The organism is Bacillus sp. EB01, assembly GCF_000613125.1.
In the GTDB taxonomy this organism is placed as follows: Bacteria; Bacillota; Bacilli; order Bacillales; family Cytobacillaceae; genus Bacillus_D.
In genome coordinates, this window is record NZ_HG964497.1 from 5,024,809 (window position 1) to 5,049,125 (window position 24,317).

Sequence of the window (24,317 nt, forward strand, 5' to 3'; positions counted from 1 at the left end):
AAAAATCGCTGAATTAATTTTAAGAGGATGGCGAATCTTACAAATATTGTAAAATCGACCTCGCGGAGTAAAATGGAATTTACAATTATTGTAAAAGTGGTGTCTGTTTAATGACTATAACACCATTTAAAAGGATTCACGACCAATCATAAAGAAGAAAAGAATGTAGCGAAAATTAAAAGGAGTGATTTATCTGCAGTTATTGAAAGCCAGAGGGGTCCCGGTAAAGATTTTAACTCTCGAAGCATTACTGAGATTTCTTGAACCCAATCATTCAGTGGTTCCAAAAGTAAAACAAGACCTGAAAAACCGCAGAAAAGGATACAAAGGAGAGCAGGATGCAGATTACTACACCCAACTTCTCCCCGATGAATACTTCGTCCTACATGATCTCCGTCTTACCTACAAGGACCTCATTTTCCAAATCGATACGTTAATCCTCACTACTAAATTTTTCATTGTTGTTGAGATCAAGAGTTTTTCTAATGAATTATATTTTAACGGAGATACAGGAGTCCTCACCGTTCATTTCCATGACACCACTACCGGGGCGGACAATCCGCTCGTTCAAGCCCTCAACCATTCCAACCAATTGAAAGAATGGTTCGCCAGCCACAAATTTCAGATTCCTCCAATTGAGCACCTAGCCATTATAAGTAGTGAAAAGGCTTCATTCCGCTGCAGCAGCGGTTCTGTTGCAAGGCACGTTGGGACTGCAAAAAGTCTCCCCCTTAAAGTTTTGGAACTAGCGAAACGTTACAAAAAAGAAATTGTTACAGTCAAGGAAATTAAAAAGGCAGCCCGGCTCCTCAAAAAGGCACATTCTCCCGAAACCATTGATATCCTTAAAAATTATGGTCTGAAGAAGGATGAGCTTCTGATAGCGGTGCCGTGTACCTCCTGCAAGAAGCGGCCGATGGATCGAAGAGGAGTGAACTGGCATTGCCGCTGGTGCAAGGCGCAATCAAAGGATGCCCATACCACAGTTATAAAAGACTATTTATTGGTTGTGAAAAATTTTATATCCAACCAGGAATGTTGTGAACTCTTAAAGCTTCCCTCGCCGCATATTGCTAGGAGGCTGCTTCAGTCTATGGACCTAATAGCCAAAGGAAAAACCAAAGGCCGAACATATTCCCTCCCCTAAATTTACCGAATGCCGCCCCGGGAAAATGGGGACGATACAGGTGAAACAAATTATTAGCATGCATAGGAAAATGGTGGTATACTTTCGGTAGAATTTTAGAAACAATTAGGAGGCTTAACATGGCTATTTCAAACGTAACAGACCAAAACTTCTCCGGCGAAACCGGAAAAGGCCTTGTTCTTGTAGATTTTTGGGCAACTTGGTGCGGCCCTTGCAAAATGATTGCTCCTGTTCTTGAAGAAATCGATGGCGAAATTGGCGACAAAGTAAAAATCGTCAAACTCGATGTTGATGAAAATCCTGAAACTGCGTCCCAATACGGCGTTATGAGCATCCCAACACTGCTTCTTATGAAAGACGGCGAAGTTGTTGACAAGGTTGTCGGCTACCAGCCTAAAGAAAACCTTACAGCGGTTATCGAAAATCACCTATAAGTTTCAAGAATCAGCAGCCCCGGCAACTTGCCAGGGCTGTTTTTTATGTCTAGCTTTAGCGCCTATCGCCTATCAAACTTCAGGCCTCCTCCCTACGATAAGTCACGCACGAATGCGCTTGCGCTCTTCGTGATTCCTTTATCTCAGTCGAAGTCCCTCCATTTTGTACGGCGATGACCGAGGCGCTTACGCTTTTCTACTAAAAACTGGTCGACTCGACAAGTTCGAAATTCAATCCGCTACGCCCCTATGGTAGAATAGTGAAAAACGCGGTATAATAGTCTTTTGCACAAGTATTGAGAAGGCGGTGTCCGCAGACATGAATGAAACAATCAAGCAAAAGCTGGCTCTGCTGCCGGACCAGCCAGGCTGCTATTTAATGAAAGACCGACAAGGAACCATCATCTATGTCGGCAAGGCAAAAGTTTTAAAGAACAGAGTCAGATCCTACTTTTCCGGCTCGCATGATGCAAAAACACAGCGGCTTGTCGTTGAGATCGAGGATTTTGAATATATCGTTACATCCTCCAATATGGAGGCGCTCATTCTCGAGCTGAACCTGATTAAGGTACATGACCCGAAATACAATATTATGTTGAAGGATGATAAAACGTATCCGTTCATTAAGCTGACAGCGGAGCGGCATCCAAAGCTGATTATTACCAGGAAGGTGAAGCGGGATAAGGGGAAGTACTTTGGCCCTTACCCGAATGTACAGGCAGCGAATGAAACGAAGAAGCTGCTGGACCGTATTTACCCGCTTAGGAAATGTGCGACTTTGCCCGACCGGGTCTGCCTTTATTACCATCTGGGCCAGTGCCTGGCACCTTGTGTGAAGGAAGTGCCGGAGTCGGAATATAAAAGAATGACTGACGAAATTACCCGTTTCCTGAACGGCGGCTACAAGGAAATCAAAAAGGAACTTACAGAGAAGATGACGGAGGCCGCTGAACAGCTTGATTTTGAACGTGCCAAGGAATTTCGTGATCAAATTGCCAATATTGAAGCAACAATGGAGAAACAAAAAATCACGACCACTGATTTCACGGACCGTGATGTGTTTGGCTATGCTGTCGATAAAGGCTGGATGTGTGTCCAGGTCTTCTTTGTCAGGCAGGGAAAACTGATTGAGCGGGATGTTTCACTCTTTCCTGTATACGGAGAGCCTGAGGAGGAAATGCTGACTTTCCTTGGACAGTTTTACGATCAGGCGAGCCACTTCAAACCGAAGGAAATCCTTATTCAGGATAGCGTCGACTGCCAGATGGCTGAAACCCTGTTAGGTGTTAAAGTACTACAGCCTCAGCGCGGCCCGAAAAAGGACCTCGTCAAACTTGCAGTTAAAAATGCGCAGATCGCCTTGACTGAAAAGTTTTCCCTTATCGAGCGCGATGAACACCGCACCATTAAAGCTGTCGAAAACCTCGGAGCGATCCTCGGCATTTATACACCGAATCGAATTGAGGCATTCGATAATTCAAATATCCAGGGGACTGACCCCGTATCGGCGATGGTTGTGTTTATGGACGGGAAGCCGTATAAAAAGGAATATAGGAAGTATAAGATTAAGTCTGTAAAGGGCCCGGATGACTATGAATCGATGCGCGAGGTTGCTAGAAGAAGATACTCCCGTGCTTTGAAAGAGGGGCTTCCGCTACCGGACCTGATAATTATCGATGGAGGCAAAGGACATGTTGAGGCAGTCAGGGATGTTTTGGAGAATGAGCTTGGACTCGATATTCCGCTTGGGGGTCTCGTTAAGGACGAGAAACATAAAACATCCAATTTGCTGTTTGGCAATCCTCTGGAAATCATGCCGCTTCCGAGAAATAGCCAGGAGTTCTACCTGCTGCAGCGAATTCAGGACGAGGTTCACCGCTTCGCAATAACATTCCACAGGCAGTTGCGCGGAAAAAGTGCTTTTCAGTCGGTCCTGGATTCCATTTCTGGAATCGGTGAAAAGCGGAAAAAGCTGTTATTAAAGAACTTTGGCTCTGTTAAAAAAATGAAAGAGGCAACACCGGAACAATTCCAGGCGCTTGGTATTCCGGCAGCAGTTGCCGAGGAATTAATAAAAAAGCTGAACACATAGTATTGTCAGAATTTAATTTACTATGCTATAATGATGGAAATTTCATAATACTATCACTTTAAACTTCTAAAGTGTAGGTAGAGGCGCGGGCTTCAAGAGTAAGAATCCGGAGATGATGGGAATCTAAGAAGGATTTTGAAAGGGAATACCGCCGAAGCTGAGGATGGCCCATTCCATCCCATGCTGGTCCTGTATTGAATAAATGCAGGATTGTCAGGGTGACTCACCCTGGAGGGCTATCTCACATAGATGCGTAAATTTGTATTTTGCGTATCCGGGCAATGAGATATTCTCTCATTGCCCTTTTTTATTTGTGGAGATAACAACAGAAATTTAGAATTGATTGAAAGAAGGGGAAACAGTGGCAATTATTGTTCAGAAATTCGGAGGCACATCTGTTGGAACACCCGAGCGCATCATGAATGTTGCAAAAAGGGTTCTTGAAGAACGGGCGAACGGCAATGATGTAGTAGTCGTTGTATCAGCAATGGGGAAGACAACGGATCAGTTGGTTGCGCTGGCAAAGGATATCACATCTTCGCCATCCAAGCGTGAAATGGACATGCTTCTTTCAACAGGGGAACAGGTAACGATTTCACTTTTAAGCATGGCATTAAAGGCACTTGGGCAGGAAGCAGTTTCCTTTACAGGATGGCAGGCCGGAATCAAAACCGAACCTGTTCATGGAAACGCAAGAATTCAGTCCATTGAGCCTTCTGTTGTTGCAAAAACACTTGAGACTGGAAAAGTAGCTGTTATCGCAGGATTTCAGGGGGTAACAGACTCAGGTGATATCACCACACTTGGCCGCGGAGGTTCCGATACGACTGCAGTTGCGCTGGCGGCGGCATTAAAGGCTGCCCGCTGCGATATTTATACGGATGTTACCGGAGTGTTTACAACTGATCCGCGGTATGTGAAAAATGCTCGGAAATTACTATCGATTTCATATGATGAAATGCTTGAATTAGCGAATCTCGGCGCAGGTGTCCTGCACCCGAGGGCAGTTGAATTTGCGAAAAATTATGGAATACCGCTGGTTGTCAGGTCAAGTATGGAAAGAGAAAACGGAACGATGATTGAGGAGGAAGTATCGATGGAAGAAAATCTTATTGTACGGGGAGTCGCATTTGAGGATCAAATAACAAGGGTATCGGTAATTGGACTGTCTGAATCGCTAAAAGGTTTGCCATCCATTTTTACTGCGCTGGCAGAAAACGAACTGAACGTAGACATCATTATCCAGAGTGTGACCGGGGAAGGGACTGCAAATCTATCTTTTTCCATTAAAACCGATGATCTTGAAAGGACGATTGAGGTTCTTGAGGCAAACCGGAAGACATTGGGGTATGACAGGATTGAAACTGAAACAGGACTTTCGAAGGTTTCCATCGTCGGCTCGGGAATGGTTTCTAACCCAGGCGTAGCGGCACAAATGTTCAGCGTGCTAGCTGATAATGGTATTCAGGTAAAAATGGTCAGCACATCTGAAATCAAAGTATCGGTCGTAATTGAAGAAAAACTGATGATCACAGCCGTAGAAACGCTGCATGATGCGTTTTCACTAGCCGGTACCGGCGTCCGCTCTTAAAGCAAAAACCCCTCTCTTTTCACCTGAAACGGAGAGGGGTTTTGCTTGTATTTTACTTAATGAAGTCCATGCTGTCCCATTTAACTGTAAATGAGGCTACCTTTGCCTTTTTAATCGGGTGCTCGAAGGCTTCCGCGACTACACCCTTTTGCAGTTCGAATTGCTGAGCGAGAAAGCCTGCTTCCAACTGGAAATAAGTTTCAGCCTTAGAAGGGACTCGTGAAGCAAGCAGAATGGATGAGAGCTCGAATTCGATTTCATTTTTCTTCTCCTTGCGAACAACCAAATCGCCCCAGGATGCACGTGCAAAAAAGGCTTTTATTTCATCAACCGATTTCAATGGGTATTTCCTGGCTAAAAGTTTACCAGCCCAATACATAAGCTCAGGCGTATTTTTTCCAAGTAATTCGGGAAGAAGTACTTCCCTAATCAATTCATATCCAAATTTGCTTACAGTTTCAGTTTCTTTAACTTCAGATGCAGTTTGCTCGTTCAAAAAAATTCCCCTCTTTCTACAACTCTATTATATACAAATTTATAGTCAGGAAAAACCGTGAAAGAATAATCAGAGCTTGGAAGAATATTCTAATATACAAATATAATGAAAATTATTACCCCTTTAGGTGCAATAATGCTATTTAAGTTGATAGTGGAAAAACTGCTTTTCTATATTAATATATTTTCAAAATTTAGTTTTTTAGTCGATTTTCTGTATCCGTTTTCTTGACGACCCCCGTGACTGGGGGTAAAATGAACATGTCACAATAATGTAAAAAAAGGTTCATAAGTTTTTCACAATGATGATAGGTTTATAGTTTTATAGGGGAGCCATCATCGCAATTACTAGGGGGTATGTTTATGGCGGAAAACAGAGAGTTTTTGTATCGCAGGCTGCACTCGCTGCTTGGCATCATTCCAATCGGTGTATTCTTGATTCAGCACTTGACGGTGAACCATTTTGCAGCATATGGCGCAGATTCATTTAACAAGGCAGCCGACTTCATGGGTAATCTCCCATTCAGGCTTGTGCTTGAGACAGTCGTAATTTATCTGCCGTTGCTTTATCACGCTATCTATGGGATTTATATTGCGTTTACGGCAAAAAATAACCCGAAAAGGTACAGCTTTTTCCGTAACTGGATGTTTACGCTTCAGCGTGTGACCGGCATCATTACACTTATTTTTGTTGTTTGGCATGTATGGGAAACACGTATTGCGGCTGCATTTGGCGCTCATGTTGATTTCAATATGATGGCTGACATTCTCAGTTCGCCATTCATGTTTGTTTTTTACGTTGTTGGCGTACTTTCGGCCATCTTCCACTTTTCCAATGGGCTTTGGTCGTTTTTGGTTACCTGGGGTATTACAGTGACTCCTCGTTCGCAAAGGCTTGCGACTTATTTCACAATCGGCCTGTTTATCGCCCTTTCCTTTGTTGGAATTCGCGCCTTAACAGCATTCATTTAATTAACACATAACCAGGGTTCGTACCTGACAGAATTGGAATTAGGATAGGGAGTGGAACTAGATGGCTAAAGGTAAAATCATAATTGTCGGAGGCGGGCTTGCCGGGTTGATGGCGACAATCAAGGTTGCCGAAGAAGGCACCCCAGTTGAATTATTCTCGCTCGTGCCGGTAAAGCGGTCGCACTCCGTTTGCGCGCAGGGCGGGATCAACGGAGCAGTCAATACAAAAGGTGAAGGCGACTCTCCTTGGGAGCACTTTGATGACACTGTTTACGGAGGGGACTTCCTGGCGAATCAGCCTCCAGTAAAGGCAATGTGTGAAGCAGCACCTGGAATCATCCACTTGTTCGACAGGATGGGTGTTATGTTCAACAGAACTCCGGAAGGATTGCTGGACTTCCGCCGCTTTGGCGGTACACAGTATCACCGCACAGCGTTTGCTGGCGCGACTACTGGTCAGCAGCTTCTTTATGCATTGGACGAACAGGTTCGCCGCTTTGAAGTAGCAGGGCTTGTTACGAAATACGAAGGCTGGGAATTCCTTGGCGCAGTAGTCGATGACGATGGTGTATGCCGCGGAATCACAGCACAGCACTTGACTTCGATGGAAATTCATTCATTCTCCGCTGATGCCGTTATCATGGCAACTGGCGGACCTGGAATTATTTTTGGAAAATCGACGAACTCGATCATTAATACCGGCTCTGCTGCGGCAATTGTTTTCCAGCAGGGTGCACATTATGCAAACGGTGAATTCATCCAGATCCACCCGACAGCCATCCCTGGGGATGACAAGCTTCGCCTGATGAGTGAATCTGCCCGCGGTGAAGGCGGCCGGATTTGGACATATAAAGACGGGAAACCATGGTACTTCCTTGAGGAGAAATATCCTGCCTATGGAAACCTTGTTCCAAGGGATATCGCTACACGTGAGATTTTCGATGTATGCGTAAGCCAAAAGCTTGGAATTAACGGTGAGAACATGGTATACCTTGATCTTTCCCATAAAGATCCTCATGAACTTGACATCAAGCTCGGAGGCATTATTGAAATATATGAGAAATTCATGGGCGATGACCCACGCAAGGTTCCTATGAAAATCTTCCCTGCTGTCCACTATTCTATGGGCGGGCTTTGGGTCGATTATGATCAGATGACGAGCATTCCTGGATTGTTTGCTGCCGGAGAGTGTGATTATTCCCAGCACGGCGCGAACCGATTGGGAGCAAACTCGCTACTGTCCGCGGTATACGGCGGCATGGTCGCCGGGCCGAACGCGGTAAGGTATATCAATGGGCTTGAGAAGAGCTCCGAGGCTGTCGATACGTCTGTATATGAGAACCATGTTCGCGAGGAAGAAGCGAAATGGAGCCATATTATGTCGATGAATGGAACTGAGAATGCGTACATGCTTCATAAGGAACTTGGCGAATGGATGACAGATAACGTCACAGTTGTCCGTTACAATGACAGGCTTCGTAAGACAGACGACAAGCTGCAGGAATTAATCGAACGCTATGAAAATATCAATATTAACGATACAGCACGCTGGAGCAATCAGGGAGCAGCATTTACCCGCCAGCTTCAAAACATGATTCAGCTCGCAAGGGTTATTACGCTTGGGGCCCTGAACAGGAATGAGAGCCGCGGTGCCCACTACAAGCCGGAATTCCCTGATCGTAATGATGATGATTTCCTTAAAACAACAATGGCTAAGTTCACTGGCCAAAAGTCCGCTCCGGAAATCACTTACGAAGATGTAGATGTATCCCTAATCAAACCGCGTAAGCGTGACTATACGAAGAAGAAGGGGGAGTAGAGTCGAATGTCTGAAACAACAGTGACCGAAACACCTGTAAACGGAGCCGCAGCAGCTTCACAGAAAACAGTAGATTTTATCATTACACGTCAGGACACTCCTGATTCTGACTCTTATGAAGAAACCTTTTCCCTTCCATATCGTCCGAATATGAACGTCATTTCCGCACTGATGGAAATCCGTAAGAACCCGGTAACGAAGGACGGAAAGAAAACAACACCTGTATCCTGGGAAATGAACTGTCTTGAGGAAGTGTGCGGGGCATGTTCGATGATTATCAATGATAAGCCTCGCCAATCGTGCTCGGCGCTCGTTGATAAGCTTGAACAGCCAATCCGTCTTGCTCCGATGAAAACATTCCCGATTATTCGTGACCTTAAAGTTGACCGAAGCAGGATGTTTGATTCACTTAAAAAAGTAAAAGCATGGATTCCGATTGACGGTACTTACGATCTAGGCCCTGGCCCTCGTATGCCTGAAACAAAGCGCCAGTGGGCGTATGAGCTGTCTAAATGTATGACATGCGGCGTTTGTCTGGAAGCCTGCCCGAACGTCAATAGCAAATCCGACTTTATCGGACCTGCTCCATTATCCCAAGTGCGTCTGTTCAATGCTCATCCAACCGGTGAAATGAACAAGGCTGAGCGCTTGAATGCTATTATGGGTGACGGTGGAATCTCAGAATGCGGCAATTCGCAAAACTGTGTGCAGTCTTGCCCGAAAGGCATTCCGCTCACAACGTCAATCGCAGCACTTAACCGTGATACTTCATTCCAGGCTTTCCGGAACTTCTTCGGAAGCGACCACGCATAATATAGTCCAAAGACTGTCCCTAAAAATGGGGCAGTCTTTTTTTATAGGCTCTGTTATAAATGAATGTAGATTTTACTTTGTTTTGAAAAATAAGAGGAAAAATTCCGACTAAATTGAAAAATAGCCATATTCCCTTAAAAATAAGGAGTGTTTTTTCGGTTATATGATTCAAATTAGTTGTTTTGTCTTATTTAGGGCAGTTAATCGGAATATCTCCGCTTATATCCGCTTTTTAAGCTGCCTCTATATACATTAGCGGAATTTCTCCGCTTATGAATTCTCATACGTACACGAAAATGACAATTGATAATAACAGAACCTTTTATAACAGAATGTCATAGAAGAAAAAAAGCTACTCATAGAATCCCCTATTAATCGGATGCCTGTCAGGTTGCTTTTTGATATAATGAAGGTAATTAACCGTGAAGCGAGGCAAGCGAATGAAGCTAAAAACAATAATTCCGCTCCTGTTGATTCTGTCAGGAATAGTCGCCCTGGGTATTGGAGGTTTTCAGCTTGCGGAGACGAAAATTAAGGGAAATGAATCACTAGAAGAAGCACGCAATTTGATTGAGCCAAAAGCGAATGCAGCTGCAAAGGAAATTCCACGGGATGAAAAAGGCCTGTTAAAGCCAGGTTTTGGTGATGTTGTTGGAATTCTTGATATACCCGCTATTGAGTCCGAACTAGCCATTGTTGAAGGGACCGACCCCAATGATCTGAAAAAAGGCGTCGGCCATTATAAGGGTTCTTACTACCCGGGCGAAAACGGGCAGATTGTTCTTTCTGGCCACCGGGACACTGTATTCCGGAGACTTGGTGAACTGGAAATTGGCGATTCGTTACATGTTAAAATGCCACACGGTGATTTCGCCTATGAGATCACCAGGACCAAAATCGTTGATGCCGATGACACTTCTATTATTACTCTTCAAAGGGAAGAAGAGGAATTGATTGTGACAACTTGCTATCCCTTCCGCTTTGTAGGGAACGCCCCGGACAGATACATTATCTATGCAAAACCGAAGAAAGAAAATTGACCAGCGGAAACGCTGGTTTTTCTATGAAAATTTTTTGTGCGACGACGCAACCAGGAAAACTCCTCACTGTTTTCGTCAAATTTGAAAAACTTCACTTTCATGTAGCTCGAGCCGGATTCACTATGTTTTCAAAGTAGTTTTAAATGTAAATTTTTATAAAATTTCAAATTGAAAAAACGGATTTGGGGTGATATGATTTTAATGAAAACGATTGCATGAAATCTATTTTTTTACAGGTTTGTGCAATCGTTTTCACAAACTTATTATAGTAGGGGGTATGGCGTTGAAAAGGTACATATCAACCATTTTGACAGTGGTGCTTTTGTTTTCAACATTTGTGGTACCGTTTGCACCTTTTGTTGAAGCGGCAGAGAAAACGTATAATACTGTCGTTTTGCGAGGTGATGCACCATCCTTCAGTGAACATTGGAGCGGGGATAAGGATTCCCTCACTTGGAACGCTGAAGAACAAGTTTGGAAAAGCAGAGCTTACGAACTTGAAGGTGGCAAGAAGGTAGAATACAAGTTTGTTATGGACGGAAACTGGATGGAAGGGAGCAATCTTGTATTTACCCCCCCGCAGACAGGTAATTATGTATTCATTTTTCATCCCGACCAGGAACGAACTGTAGATGTCAGGATTGACTTGTCATCCTTTTCTGGATCAATGACTTTGGAAGTCACTCTTCCTCAAGGGACACCGGACTGGGCAGTACCAACACTTGGTTCAACTTTGAACGGTTTTAATTATACTGTTACGTCTCTTACAAAAGTAGAAGAGCGGAAATGGAAAATCGATCTTGCCGGAAATAAAGGTGACACATTCGAGTATTTGTACGCGCTGGGAGATTCCAAGTATGTTGAAAAGCGTGATCAAAAGCGGACGGCCACTTTTGTTGAAGGAGGGAAAGTATACTCCGACACCGTTGTTGAATGGAAAGCGGTACCGGTCGCAAAGGATGTTAACCATAACTTCTCGTTTTCACCTTCTGTGCCAACAAGTGCAGACAATGTGTCAGTCTCAATAACCGTTAAGCACTTTGGAACGGTTACGAAAGGGGCTTTGTACTATACAACCGATGGTACAAAGCCAGTTGGAGCACTGGGAAAAGCTGAAAATGGCCAAGCCATCACCCTCGCTGCAAACGAGCCAACTGTTGAAAATGGTGTAACCACCACTGTTTTTACTGGTGTTATCCCTAAACAAGGAAATGATACCCGGGTTAAATACATTGCCGATGTATGGGCAGACGGCGGCTTGAGTTCTCAATTTGCCGACACAAATAGCCTTGTGCCTGAAGGAGCGACCGAATTTGCGTACTATGTTGATCAATTCGAGTCCCCTGAATGGGCAAAGAATGCAATCATTTATCATGTGTTTGTTGACCGCTTCAACAACGGAGACGAGACAAATGACGAACCAGGCACTAAAGACCTGCCTTACGACGAGCAATTAAAAGGCTGGATGGGCGGGGACCTTAAGGGTGTTCTTGATAAAATCGATTACATCAAGAGTACAGGGGCCAACACAATCTGGCTCTCACCAGTATTTGAAGGCCCATATTCCCACGGCTATCATCCTGCTGATTTTGAAAAAGTTGAAGATCATTTCGGTGACCGCAACTTAATGAAACAAGTCATTGACACTGCACATGCAAAAGGATTAAAAGTGGTTTATGACTTTGTACCGAACCATACGTCTATCCAGCATCCATTTTTCCAGGATGCCCTGAAAAACGGTGAAAGCAGCCAATATTATGACTGGTACACATTTACCCAATGGCCGGAAAAATATAACTCGTTCTCCGGCATTGCTGAGCTCCCTGAATTAAACAACAACAACTATGAAGTGCGCGACTATATTTTGAACGAAGTCGTACCTTTCTGGCTTGATGAACTGGATTTTGATGGCTTCCGCCTTGATTATGCAAAAGGCCCAAGCTATAGCTACTGGGTGGATTTTCGCCATAAAGTAAAGGAACTTAAACCCGAGGCATTTATTTACGGCGAAGTGTGGGACAGCCGTGAAAAAATAAATTCCTATGCTGGCGAGCTTGACGGCGCCCTTGATTTTGGCATGAGAGATGCTCTTGTCAATACGTTTGCTAAAGATCAAAGCATGGTTGGTTTAAGCAATACGGTCAGTGAAAACATCAATACCTATCCAAGGGAATTCGTTACAGCATCATTTTTGGATAGCCATGACCAGCCTCGTTTCCTTTTTGAAGCCGGCGGCGATAAGGATAAACTGAAGCTTGCGGTTGCAACGCAATTTACCCTGCCTGGCGCGCCAGTAATCTATTATGGTGATGAGGTAGGCCTTTCACAAAGCAAGGGCCACAATTCTGTCTCAGACTGGAAGGACCGCTATTACCGTGAAATGATGCCTTGGGATGCTGAAAAGCAGGATCTTCAGCTGAAAGAATTTTATAGCAATCTAGCAAATTTACGCTCTAGCGAAACTGCGTTGAGTTCAGGGGAATTCCAAAAGCTTTCCGCCGATGAGCATGTGTTTGCATTCGAGCGTACAGATGAAACGGGCCAATTCCTCGTTGTTGTCAACAAAGGGGCTGGGTCGAAAGAAATTGATGTAAATTCGCTTTACAACCAATTGGAAATTACCAATGTAACTCTGACAGACTCGCTAAATAAAGACACTATTTCAAACGACAGCAATGGCGACCTGAAATTCGCAGTACCTGCCAAGTCTTTTGAAATCTTTGAAATCACTGGCGACTTATCGTTTAGTGACAAGCCGATTGATAGAAATAAAGTTTACGAGAAGGTTATCTTGCGCGGTTCTGCGCCGCTTTCATGGGATGGAGAAAACAATCCGCTCACCTATGATGCCGACTCGAAGCTTTGGATAAGCGAACCAATCGCTCTAGAAGCTGGAAAAACCATTGAATTTAAATATGTAATGGATGGACAATGGCTCGATGGGGACAATTTGAAATTCACCCCTGAAACTTCAGAAGAATTTATTTTCAGCTTTGACGCCCTAAATCCAAGGAATATTGATGTCAAGGTCGCACAGCAGCCAATTACGACCTCGATCAAAATCCATTATCAGCCGAAAGCAGGCGACACAAAGGATTGGAACTTATGGGTGTGGCCGGATGGAATGAGCGGCGAGGTTTTCCAATTTACTGGAGAAGATGAGTTTGGGAAAGTTGCTGAACTGAAGGTTCCTGGCGATCATAATAAAATCGGCTTTATAGTCCGTACCGATAGCTGGGAAAAAGATGGCGGCGACCGCTTTATCGAAGGCATCTGGGACGGCAATGATGAAGTGTGGATAAAAGCCGGCGACGATACAGTTTATACAAACAACCCAGATGGCGCGGAGCCACCAAAAACGTATAACTCACTTGAAGTGAAGTTCAATTATTATCGTTATGATTTAAACTATGACGACTGGGATATTTGGGTTTGGACAGACAAATCCGATGGCCAGGCAGTCAAATTAGATAAAACAACGTCTTATGGAAAGCAAGGCGTATTTAAGGCAGACAACCTCGATGGTGCAACAAAGGTTGGTTTTATCGTCAGGAAGTCTGACTGGACTGCCAAAGACCCAGGTGAGGGCGATCGATGGATTACTGATTTCAGTGATGACGGGAAAGCCGAAGTATGGCTCGTCCAGGGGCAGTCACGGATTTACGACAACCCCGCAAAGGTCGACCGGACACCAAAAATCACCAAAGCTACTATTGATGAAATGAATAAGATTACACTGGCTACAAATCTTCCTTTCTCTGTATCAAACCATGGCATTACACTTACCGGTGCTGAGATTGATAAAATTGAAGCCGCAGATGCCAATGCAGGTGATATGACAAATAAAGTCATTATCACAACGAAGGAAGAATTGGATTTTGCAAAAGTTTATAAAGTTGCCAAAGAAGGCTTCGGCGAAGCAACTGTCCAGCTGGGTAAAGTAATTGGCAGCAAATCATTCGAGGAGAAATTCTATTATCCAGGCAATGACCTCGGAAACACGTATACAAAAGAGGAAACTAAATTCCGCCTCTGGGCTCCGACTGCAAGCGAAGCAATGCTTGTAACCTATGAAAAATGGGATAGCCCAGCAGGAACAGAGCTTCCAATGACTCGTGCGGAAAATGGCACTTGGACAGCAGTCCTTGATGGCGACCAGAATGGAACGCTTTATACGTATAAAGTAAAAATCGGTGACACGTGGAATGAAGCCGTTGACCCCTACGTTCGCGCGGTTGCGGTAAATGGTGACAAAGGCGCTGTACTAGACCTGAATTCCACTGATCCATCTGTTTGGAGAGAGGATAAGCCAGCTTTTAAAAACCGTGAAGATGCGATTATTTATGAAGCGCATATCAGAGACTTGACGATTCACCCGGAAAGCGGCGTTTCCGATGAAAATAAAGGGAAATTCCTTGGTGTTGCCCAAACAGGCACTACTGGACCTGACGGTGTGAAAACCGGACTTGACCACATTAAGGATCTTGGTGTTACACACGTCCAATTTATCCCGATGTACGACTACAACACAGCTAGCGTTGATGAAACAAAGCTTGATACACCGCAATACAACTGGGGCTATGATCCGAAGAACTACAATGTACCGGAAGGCTCGTATTCCACGGATCCATATACACCTGCTATAAGGATTAAGGAAATGAAGCAGATGGTTCAAACACTGCACGACAATGACCTGCGCATTGTCATGGATGTTGTTTACAACCATATGTTCAGTGCTTTTGAATCGAACCTCCATAAGCTTGTGCCTGGCTATTATTACCGTTACAACGAAGACGGCAGCCTTTCCAACGGAACTGGAGTAGGAAATGATACTGCTTCCGAGCATAAAATGATGAGCAAATTCATTGTCGACTCCGTAAAATATTGGGCTGAAGAGTACAACATTGACGGCTTCCGTTTTGATTTAATGGGCATCCATGATGTTGACACAATGAATGAGGTACGCAAGGCTCTTGATGAAATTGATCCATCAATTATTGTGATTGGCGAAGGCTGGGATTTGGCGACGAACTTGCCTGCAGAGCTGAAAGCGAACCAGAAGAATGCCTCCAAAATGCCTGGAATCGCGCATTTCAATGACGATATCCGCGACGGTTTGAAGGGCAGCGTCTTTGGGGACTTGGATAACGGCTTTGTCAATGGCAAGCAAGGCATGGAACTCCGAATGAAGAAAGGAATTGTCGGCGGAATTGAATACTCTGATGAAATTAAGACTTTTTCCGACGATCCGGAGCAGACAGTAACCTATGTCGAGGCACATGACAACCATACACTGTGGGATAAACTTCTGTTGACCAATCCGGAAGATTCCGAGGACACCAGAAAGCAAATGCATAAGCTTGCAAGCTCAATCGTTCTGACATCTCAGGGGATATCCTTTATCCATGCCGGCCAGGAATTCATGCGCACAAAAGGCGGAGACCATAACAGCTACAAATCACCAGATGCAGTGAATCAGCTTGACTGGCAGCGCCGCAGTGAATTTGACGCAGAAGTTGAGTACTTCAAAGGCCTTGTGGAACTCCGGAACGAACATCCTGCTTTTAGAATGACAAATGCAGAAGATATTAAAGAACATTTATCTTTCCTTAAGGCTCCAGCTGGTTCTGTTGCTTATGTGATTGATGGTAATGCAAATGGCGATAAAGCTGGAAAAATTGCAGTCGTTCATAATGGAAACACCAAACCAGTTGAGATTACTTTACCTGCAAGTGGAAATTGGAATGTACTTGTAAATGGAATCGAGGCAGGTGCAGAAACTCTTTCTATCCATAAAGGAAATAAATTAACGGTGCCCCCCCTTTCTACGTATGTAGTAACTTTAGGCGGAAACAATAAGGGTAAAAAGAACGAGAAGAAACCTGTCAAAGTTCCTGCAGTTTTGGAAAGTAGAAAATCTGCATAAAAATTAATATAGAATCTGCCGGTCCCTTCCGGCAGATTCTTTTTAGTTTCCATATATGGCATTCAATTATATAATTATGAATGGTTATTCATTCACACCTATCAGGAACAGAGGAGGATCAATATGGGGAGAATTAATTATATTGAAGATATGGACAAGTGGGCCGAGGGGTTTCAATTTTATCATCCTGTAAAAGTTCGTTTTTCAGAGACGGATATGTTCGGACATTTGAACAATACAGTTCCGTTTACATACTTTGAATTAGCAAGGATTGAATTCTTTAAGCATATTGGTTTCATGCAAGATTGGGTAAAGCCAACCAATGAAACTATTCCTGTGGTGGCTGACCTTCAATGCGATTTTTTAAAGCAAGTTTATTTTGATGAAAGCATCGATATTTATGTTAAAGCAAATAAGGTAGGGACATCCTCGGTCGATATCCATTATATGGGCAGGATCGGGAAAGGGGAGGTCTGTTTTACTGGAAGAGGGACAATGGTTCAAATATCCAAGAAAACTGGCAAAGGAGTACCTTGGACAGATGAAATGAAAAATCTTCTTTCAAATCCGGAGAATCCAGCAATAATCAAGTAAATTTAGTCACTCATAAGGAAATCGTTACATACTATATCCTGACTAAATATATACCCATCCCACGATTCACAACTGGCGAAGGCAAGGAGGGTTACAATACTTGAAGGAAACCGGATTCAACCATAAACCATTGCTCACCAAACGGGAGAGAGAAGTATTCGAACTGTTGGTACAGGACAAAACAACCAAAGACATCGCTGGTGATTTATATATAAGCGAAAAGACGGTCAGAAACCACATCTCGAATGAAATGTAATTTGTGTGCATAATACAAAAATAATGATGGGTATGCCAAGAGAGGCGTACCCTATTTTAATTAGGATATGGGGAATAGTGCAAAGCGACTAGGTACTTGCTAAAGATTCCTTGAATTGGTAAATTTATTATATAATCGTAGTTTACTAAATAAATTGGGAGATGTAACTTAATGTGGACCAATAACTATGAACGCCAAAATGAAATAGAGAGCAAAATTTCAAAAGCAATTAAAGAGTTTGTGAACGTTGAACTAAACACAAATCCTGAAGAAAAAGAAATGATTATTAGTGAAATGAAGAATGCATTAGATTATAGGCCTCCTCAAATTAAGGAACAACCGATACAAATGGTTTTTAACAGCGGGGGAGACTTGTTTGGGAGCGGCAGTGCCAGTTACAGACCAGGGAACGTAGCATTGAATTTAAGAAAACTGTTACGTGTTATTACCGATTCTGCACAAGCTGCAGGTGGCGGACTTAGCTTTCCATGGTTGGTTCCGGTTGCTGCTGTCCAGATTATTTATAATGTAGTAGGCTTGGTAAAGGTTGAACTTAGTAATGTGGAAGGGGCAATTTTAATTACCGCCGAATTGTATGAAAAAAATGGATTTAGAGGAATAAGTGGCGATAAATTGTTTCAGCAAGTTAATTTGCAGTTGGCCTATCATAAACTTTCTCCTATAACTCGTAAAGAGTTTAATTTGGCAATAAATAAGTTGCTAGAACTTCGGATATTCTCTGAAACGAGTAAAGGGTTTGTTATACGTGAATTTATCGTGAACAATTATAATTAAGATTTGAATGTATAAGGGTTAACCTGCCTATTATATATACGCTTCAATCTCCTCAAGTTTATTTTGAGTAACAATATATATATAATGAAATAAATGAGTCACAAATTGGTTACCACTTGAGGTGTTTAATAGTAATGATTACATACGTAAAGAAAGACCTGTTTGAAAGCCCGGCACAGGTATTGGTTAACACGGTAAATACTGTGGGGGTTATGGGAAAGGGAATTGCAAAAAGATTTAAGGAAACTTATCCAGAAATGTTTGAACAGTATCAAAAATACTGTGAAGACAAGTTGTTGGAGGTCGGTAAACTTTGGCTCTATAAATCCGAACATAAGTGGGTATTAAATTTTCCTACTAAGAAGCACTGGCGTTCACCTTCGAAATTGGAATATATAGAAAAAGGTTTACAAAAGTTTGTTGAAACATATCAGGAGAAAGGAATAACGTCAATTTCCTTCCCTCTATTAGGTTGTGGAAATGGCGGTTTGGATTGGGAGAGTGAGGTAAAGCCTTTAATGGAAAAATATTTAAGGCAATTACCTATAGAAATATTTATTCATTTAAATGATAGTAATTCTAAGCCTGAGCATAAAGAAATTAAAGAAACAAAGAAGTGGTTGCAATCCATGCCAGAGTCTCTAAGCTTTTATGAGGTCTGGGATGATTTACAAAGTAAAATTTTATTTGATAATTTGCTTTCATACAAAGGTGACAAGTGGGAAGTAACATTGTTAGATAATGAAGCTAAATCTAATGAACAAGTTCCTGATACGAATCCATCAATAGTGTTTAAACTTGGAACTGAAGAGAAATTTGCAACCTTTTCCCAGCTTCACGCTTTATGGGTCTACTTAAAGAGAATAGGTTTTTGTCACGAATTTGACATGCCAGATGGCTTGGATGAAATTGGTGGTCTGGTGCTAAGGCTAATGAACAAGTTAGACTATATTGAACCTGTAGAGTTAGCTCATAATTACACAAATGATAAAGATTTTGTTACAGGAATAAGAGTGATACCATACAAAGCAATTAATACTGGAAGCCTTGGCGAGGGGGATATACCAAATGTCGTCGAAAAAGAATCGGGAACAGTATAAACAGGTTATAGATGGTTTAATTAGCGGTGAAATCAGCTCTGGATTATCTCCGCTAAAAAGAAAATGGATTCCAAAGTATGTTTATCACTTTACAGACTTAGCGAATGCCAAGAACATTCTTACTGAGGGGTTTGTATATTCTAGGAAAAAAGCCACTGAACTTGGTTTAATGCAGGTTGACAATGCTAGCTCTGATGTTATTGATTACACAACGGATTCATGGAAATCGTACGCTCGTTTCTATTTTCGGCCAAAAACCCCGACACAATATAATAATGAAGGCATAAGAGCTTCAAATCAAATCACAGAACTAAAAGCCCATTGTCCCGTTCCGGTCTTTTTCTTATTTGATAGTGTTTCTATGCTAACTATGGATGAATCAAAGTTCTCATATGGTAATCTGGCAGTCAATGACACTGTCTACAGTGATATTGAATCCTTTAAAAATATGCCATTTAGCAGCGTTTATCATGAGGGTTATTATGATACCTTCCTTCAATCGCACATTAAATTTAACCGGCATGCAGAATTAATAGTTCCGGAAAAGTGTTCACTTCAGCATCTAAAAAGAATTGTCTGCAGGAGTGCTGCTGAAAAGGAGACATTCTTAAATGTTTTGGATTGGAAGACTCAAGATAAATATAAGGATATTATTGTTGTTGATACGAGAACCAACTTCTTTGAGGGAAAGTGGACTTATATTGATGAGGTAAGCCTGACAAAAGAAAAAATAACAATAACGTTCAATGTCTGCAGTCGTAAAGTTCATTTTAATGCTTATCTCAAAATTATTGAGAAACAAACAGATATAAACTATACCTGGAGTAATGAAGAGTATGAACCAAAACGAACAAAGGCATTTAACATAGAGAACTTAAAGTATCCTGAATTTTATGAAGTAGAATTTTATTTAGATGATAACTTGGCCTATAAAAATTATTTTATGGATGATGATTATCTTCCATTCTAGTTTTCTCTTATTTTACAAAAGTAAAGTGAACCCTTTGGCTGACGGGTATTGTTACCTGTCACCAATTTATAATATAAGGAAAATAGACCATCAGAATGCAGTTAACTTTGATGGTCTATTTTTATTGATATACAAACATTTATATTAATAGAAACTAGTTTTTGTAATGGAATTTCCACGGATAAGTCCCTAATTTTAAGCGCTCTGTGTCAAAAAATATTCACCAACCCGCGTTTGTATCGACCGGCTACTCTGCCTCTCATGTGTTCCTTGACCTCCTGTTCCTAGTCTTGACTTTCCTCTTTTTAATGTGCCTGTACAATTTCCCACTATTGACCCCAGTGGTCTTAATAATGTCACTTACAAGCATTTCCCCCTGTTCATACAGTTGTAGTGCTAATGCCAAGCACTCGGAAGTAGCAACAGATTTTCTTTTTTTTTGAATGCCACTGTTGTTAATCGCTTTGTAAAATTTATACTGATTAACTCCAGTGAAGCTAATGATTTCTTTTACATCTTTCTTTCCTTGTTTGTAAAGGGCTAATGCCACTTCCATTGCATCCATGGTACAGAATGGCAGATTCCTTCTTTTGGTTTTATCTTTGTTAATTGCCTTGTATAAACTATATGTACTGACCCCTGTTGCTTTTGTAATTTCTTCAATCTTTATGTCGGATTCTTGATAGAGTGTAATGGCCTTCTGTAAATTGTTTTCCATAATCATCACTCCCTACTTAAGTAATAGCATAGAGGATTTTGTTTGTCTGTGTCAGAAAAATGAAAATCAAATTATATTAAACCGTCTCATTAGGGACGCAAAATTCAAATTATAAAAAATAAATGGTTTCAATTGCCGATTTAGTGAATATTGTCGAGAATTCTGAAAAATATATCTTATTTAGCAGGATATTCCGTTATATTTATAGAAGTTTATTATTCTGAAAAACATTAAATGGGGGCCTTAAAGTGAAGATAAAAGGTGTAACTAAAAGGCGTATTAACAACTGGCAAATCCCTAGAAATAAGAGAAAGCTTTACCCTGTAGTTGACAGTCTTACATTGTTTAAACTTTATAATGCAGATAAAATCTGGAAGGATAACTTAGAGAGCCAGTTGAAGTTTGAAGAAGATTTAGAAATATACGGAATAAAAAGGGAAGGAGATAGGAGAGACCAAAAAGCAGGTGGGGCAAGAACCTATGAGTCTTGGCTATTTCTGCTTGGATTAATTTACGAAGAAACTAAGACACAAATTATTCGTACAACATTAGCCGGTGAAGCCCTTGTAGCTGGACAACCACCGGTCGACATCATTAAGAACCAGCTTATGAAATTGCAATACCCATCTCCCTATTCATTAAGAAGCGGAGTTAATATTGACCGAAGATTTAATGTTCGTCCTTTTCGATTAATATTGAGGTTATTACTTGATGATAGATTGAAGAACCAGGACGGACGTATTGAGTTGGGTAGTTATGAGCTGGGAGTTTTTGTCCTTACGGAAGGTGTAGATGAATCAGACGCGACAATAGATAAAATCGCAAATAAAATCTTGGAGTCCCGTCAAAAAGAGGTTATTCTGCCAAATAACTTTGGCGAATTGTATCCAAGTTCAACAAAGGGGGCCAGGTCAACTGAAAAAACTATAGAAGCGCTGAAATCAAATGCTAATGTCTTTATTAATTATCTAGAATATACTCAGTTAGTAATTAGGGATAGCCCAAAGTCCCCGATTTATATCCCCGAGGATAAAAAGGACGAAGTTAGAAGTATTCTAAACGATAACACAAAAGTAAGGCCATTAGACGAAAAAAACCCTTACTGGAAGGAAAACTTTCAGCGGAATTATGGCCTTCCGCCAGGTGCTACAAAGGATACAAGAAATTTCTCAAAACAATCGGTTATAACTGATGAAATCTTCAAAACTAGAAGAATTCAAAGTATGCTAATCCATTTAGCATCCCAAAAACTTATTACTTCAATCACACCTGATATCATAAAAGGTTTAGCAAAGGTTTCTGGTTATAGTGAAAAACAAGTAGAACATGCATTGGAGAACTTCCATCCTGATACGTACAGTTTGTTTGAAGTGACTTACTTAAAAATGGCGTCTAGTTCTAGGGAATTAGATACCGAATTCGAAAAGGCAACAATTGATATTTTTACTCAGTTAGGCTTTTCAGCTCAGCATGTTGGTAATAAAAACCTGCATCCAGATGGTTTTGTAGAGTCTCCTTTAAATTTTTCAGGTATTTTTGATACCAAAGCTTATGCCCGATATTCAATTACCAATGACCATCATAACAGGATGACAATTAACTACATCCCTACATATCAACAATCCAATCCGAATTTGTCTTTTTTCTTATATGTTGCATATGGATTTAAAAATACAATAGATGGTCAAATTCAAAAAATTAAACGAGTTAATGGAGTAAATGGTTCAGCAATAACGGCAAAGGACTTGCTGTATTTACTTAGGAGACATAAAACGAAAGCGATAGACCACGCGGATTTAAAGAAATTGTTTGAATCTAATAAAAGGATTACCATGCAGGAAATTAATAGATTACCATAAGCCGAAGTGTGTCAATTTTCGACACTCTCATGTATAATAATGGGACAAGTCCTATATATAGATGGAGTGTATAAAATGATTTTTCGAAAAGGTGAACTTTTTTGTGGGCCGGGCGGATTATCCCTAGGTGCAAAAAATGCTGCAATAACCGGACCTAACGGTGAGGAATTCAGCGTTGAGCACGTTTGGGCTAATGATTTTCATGAAGATACCTGTGAAACTTTTCGCCATAATATATGTCCAAATGACCCTGCGTCTGTCATATTTGAAGATGTAAGAAAATTAGATATAACAAAATTAAATGACATAAACGCTTTTGCTTTTGGTTTTCCTTGTAACGACTATAGTATTGTCGGTGAATCTAAAGGTTTAGAAGGGGAATACGGACCTTTGTATTCCTATGGAATAAAGGTGCTTAAGCACTTTCAGCCTGATTGGTTTATGGCTGAAAATGTAGGTGGTTTAGAGAGTGCTAATGGTGGACAAGCTTTTATACAAATCTTGAAGGAAATGGAAGAATCAGGTTATAACATAACCCCTCACAAGTACAGATTTGAACAATATGGTCTACCACAGTCTAGGCACAGGATAATTATTGTTGGCATTCATAAACGCCATAATAAAATTTTCAAAGTGCCAAAGGCTCCTTTTAAAGAACCAAAGGAATGGAAAACATCAAAACAAGCCCTTGAAAACCCGGTTATTCCGGAAAATGCTTTAAATCATGAATTTACAAGACATGATAAAAAAGTTGTAGAAATGCTCAGTATTATAAAACCAGGGGATAATGCTTGGGCGGACTATATTCCGGAAGAACTGCGGTTAAACGTAAAAAAAACCAGAATGTCCAACATTTATCGTCGGTTGAACCCTGACACCCCATCTTACACTGTCACAGGTTCCGGTGGTGGCGGTACCCATATGTATCATTATAGCGAACCTAGAGCGTTAACAAATAGGGAACGTGCCCGACTTCAAACTTTCCCAGATGATTATGAATTTATCGGAGGAAAAGAAAGTGTTAGAAGGCAGATAGGAATGGCGGTTCCTCCCGATGGTGCAAAAGTAATAGTTCAAGCAATACTAAAGACCTTTGCTGGTATTGAGTACGAAACAGAACCGGCTAGATGGGAAGAAGAATTATCTGAAATGCTTTTAACCGGAAAAACTAAGAAAAAAAGAACGGGAAAGATTAGAAGTGCTAACCCTGTTCAAGGTCAGCAAGAGCTAGAATTAACCGAAAATTAAAGACCTTTATTGGTCTTTTTTTTATTTGTGGACTTTGATTGATTAATGAAGGTCGCAATTTTATCAATGGTTCCGTCAAAATCCTTCTTGAACTCATGTTCCCAAATACGCAGTAAATTCCAGCCTCTATCCTTATAGTACATATTTACCTCTTGGTCTCTCTCTTGATTTCTTGCTAGTTTTTTTATCCAATAATCTTGATTTGACTTAGGAATGTTGCTATGGTTAGGGCATACATGCCAGAAACAGGAGTCAATGAAAATTACTACTTTATATTTTTGAAGTGCAATATCAGGTTTTCCGAAAAGTTTACTGTTTTTTCTAAAACGGTAACCTTTTTTCCAAAGTGCCTTACTTGCTCTATTTTCTAGATTTGATTGTGATTTTATTGCCCTCATATTTTTGGTTCTTTGCTCTGTTGTATGGGTATCTGTCACTGTACTTCCCT

At 41.4% G+C, this 24,317-nt stretch carries 19 protein-coding genes, 1 pseudogene and 1 riboswitch; of the genes and pseudogenes, 17 read left to right on the forward strand and 3 right to left on the reverse strand.

Annotated elements, in window-relative coordinates; genetic code table 11:
* The first annotated feature begins 184 nt into the window (after positions 1-184).
* From TY16_RS23720 to TY16_RS23735, 4 genes are all read left to right on the forward strand, one after another.
* Complete coding sequence (locus TY16_RS23720) at positions 185-1,147, forward strand: nuclease-related domain-containing protein (RefSeq protein WP_081773090.1); 963 nt, start codon at positions 185-187, stop codon at positions 1,145-1,147.
* A 119-nt stretch (positions 1,148-1,266) separates the two neighbouring features.
* Positions 1,267-1,581: a thioredoxin gene (trxA, locus tag TY16_RS23725; RefSeq protein WP_043934179.1), complete on the forward strand. Its 315-nt coding sequence runs from the start codon at positions 1,267-1,269 to the stop codon at positions 1,579-1,581.
* A gap of 319 nt (positions 1,582-1,900) precedes the next feature.
* A complete protein-coding gene (gene uvrC, locus TY16_RS23730; protein ID WP_043934180.1) occupies positions 1,901-3,673 on the forward strand; it encodes an excinuclease ABC subunit UvrC in 1,773 nt (590 codons plus the stop codon).
* 70 nt (positions 3,674-3,743) lie between these two features.
* A riboswitch (Lysine riboswitch) is annotated at positions 3,744-3,920 on the forward strand.
* Between the two features lie 114 nt (positions 3,921-4,034).
* Positions 4,035-5,264 carry an aspartate kinase gene (locus TY16_RS23735; RefSeq protein WP_043934950.1) on the forward strand — a complete coding sequence of 410 codons (1,230 nt, stop codon included), beginning with the start codon at positions 4,035-4,037 and terminating at the stop codon, positions 5,262-5,264.
* A gap of 52 nt (positions 5,265-5,316) precedes the next feature.
* Here the strand turns inward: TY16_RS23735 and TY16_RS23740 are convergent, their stop codons facing one another.
* Positions 5,317-5,760, reverse strand: coding sequence for a YslB family protein (locus tag TY16_RS23740; RefSeq protein ID WP_043934181.1), 444 nt, complete (start codon positions 5,758-5,760; stop codon positions 5,317-5,319).
* 362 nt (positions 5,761-6,122) lie between these two features.
* On the opposite strand from TY16_RS23740, the gene TY16_RS23745 reads away from it, so the two are divergent.
* The 11 genes and pseudogenes from TY16_RS23745 to TY16_RS23790 all read left to right on the forward strand — a co-directional run bounded on the left by TY16_RS23745 (position 6,123) and on the right by TY16_RS23790 (position 20,044).
* The gene (locus TY16_RS23745; RefSeq protein ID WP_043934182.1) at positions 6,123-6,731 is read left to right on the forward strand and encodes a succinate dehydrogenase cytochrome b558 subunit; all 609 of its coding nucleotides are present in this window, start codon (positions 6,123-6,125) and stop codon (positions 6,729-6,731) included.
* 61 nt (positions 6,732-6,792) lie between these two features.
* Positions 6,793-8,550, forward strand: a complete 1,758-nt coding sequence (sdhA, locus tag TY16_RS23750; RefSeq protein ID WP_043934183.1) for a succinate dehydrogenase flavoprotein subunit — start codon at positions 6,793-6,795, stop codon at positions 8,548-8,550.
* Between the two features lie 6 nt (positions 8,551-8,556).
* On the forward strand, positions 8,557-9,363 hold the full coding sequence (gene sdhB, locus TY16_RS23755; protein ID WP_043934184.1) for a succinate dehydrogenase iron-sulfur subunit: 807 nt from the start codon (positions 8,557-8,559) through the stop codon (positions 9,361-9,363).
* Positions 9,364-9,803: 440 nt separating this feature from the next.
* The gene (locus tag TY16_RS23760) at positions 9,804-10,403 is read left to right on the forward strand and encodes a class D sortase (RefSeq protein ID WP_043934185.1); all 600 of its coding nucleotides are present in this window, start codon (positions 9,804-9,806) and stop codon (positions 10,401-10,403) included.
* Between the two features lie 667 nt (positions 10,404-11,070).
* Positions 11,071-12,795, forward strand: a pseudogene (locus TY16_RS27360) (alpha-amylase family glycosyl hydrolase); the annotation flags it as partial.
* A gap of 624 nt (positions 12,796-13,419) precedes the next feature.
* Complete coding sequence (gene pulA / locus TY16_RS27235; RefSeq protein ID WP_442853262.1) at positions 13,420-16,329, forward strand: type I pullulanase; 2,910 nt, start codon at positions 13,420-13,422, stop codon at positions 16,327-16,329.
* A gap of 123 nt (positions 16,330-16,452) precedes the next feature.
* Positions 16,453-16,923, forward strand: a complete 471-nt coding sequence (locus TY16_RS23770; RefSeq protein WP_043934186.1) for an acyl-CoA thioesterase — start codon at positions 16,453-16,455, stop codon at positions 16,921-16,923.
* Positions 16,924-17,023: 100 nt separating this feature from the next.
* Positions 17,024-17,179 carry a helix-turn-helix domain-containing protein gene (locus TY16_RS23775; RefSeq protein ID WP_043934187.1) on the forward strand — a complete coding sequence of 52 codons (156 nt, stop codon included), beginning with the start codon at positions 17,024-17,026 and terminating at the stop codon, positions 17,177-17,179.
* Between the two features lie 171 nt (positions 17,180-17,350).
* Entirely contained in the window at positions 17,351-17,974 is a 624-nt protein-coding gene (locus TY16_RS23780) for a hypothetical protein (RefSeq protein WP_043934188.1), read from the forward strand.
* Positions 17,975-18,108: 134 nt separating this feature from the next.
* On the forward strand, positions 18,109-19,074 hold the full coding sequence (locus TY16_RS25465; RefSeq protein WP_052342848.1) for a macro domain-containing protein: 966 nt from the start codon (positions 18,109-18,111) through the stop codon (positions 19,072-19,074).
* A complete protein-coding gene (locus TY16_RS23790) occupies positions 19,043-20,044 on the forward strand; it encodes a DarT ssDNA thymidine ADP-ribosyltransferase family protein (protein ID WP_043934189.1) in 1,002 nt (333 codons plus the stop codon). The genes TY16_RS25465 and TY16_RS23790 overlap by 32 nt, the downstream gene beginning before the upstream one ends.
* 259 nt (positions 20,045-20,303) lie before the next feature.
* Here the strand turns inward: TY16_RS23790 and TY16_RS23795 are convergent, their stop codons facing one another.
* On the reverse strand, positions 20,304-20,762 hold the full coding sequence (locus tag TY16_RS23795; protein WP_043934190.1) for a hypothetical protein: 459 nt from the start codon (positions 20,760-20,762) through the stop codon (positions 20,304-20,306).
* A gap of 248 nt (positions 20,763-21,010) precedes the next feature.
* Between TY16_RS23795 and TY16_RS23800 the strand changes: the two genes are divergently transcribed.
* Both TY16_RS23800 and TY16_RS23805 read left to right on the forward strand, forming a co-directional pair.
* Positions 21,011-22,621 (forward strand): restriction endonuclease FokI C-terminal domain-containing protein, encoded by a 1,611-nt coding sequence (locus TY16_RS23800; protein WP_043934191.1) that lies wholly within the window; start codon positions 21,011-21,013, stop codon positions 22,619-22,621.
* A gap of 75 nt (positions 22,622-22,696) precedes the next feature.
* Positions 22,697-23,869 (forward strand): DNA cytosine methyltransferase, encoded by a 1,173-nt coding sequence (locus tag TY16_RS23805; RefSeq protein WP_043934192.1) that lies wholly within the window; start codon positions 22,697-22,699, stop codon positions 23,867-23,869.
* Here the strand turns inward: TY16_RS23805 and TY16_RS23810 are convergent.
* Positions 23,866-24,306 (reverse strand): very short patch repair endonuclease, encoded by a 441-nt coding sequence (locus TY16_RS23810; protein WP_043934193.1) that lies wholly within the window; start codon positions 24,304-24,306, stop codon positions 23,866-23,868. The genes TY16_RS23805 and TY16_RS23810 overlap by 4 nt on opposite strands.
* Positions 24,307-24,317 lie beyond the last annotated feature (11 nt).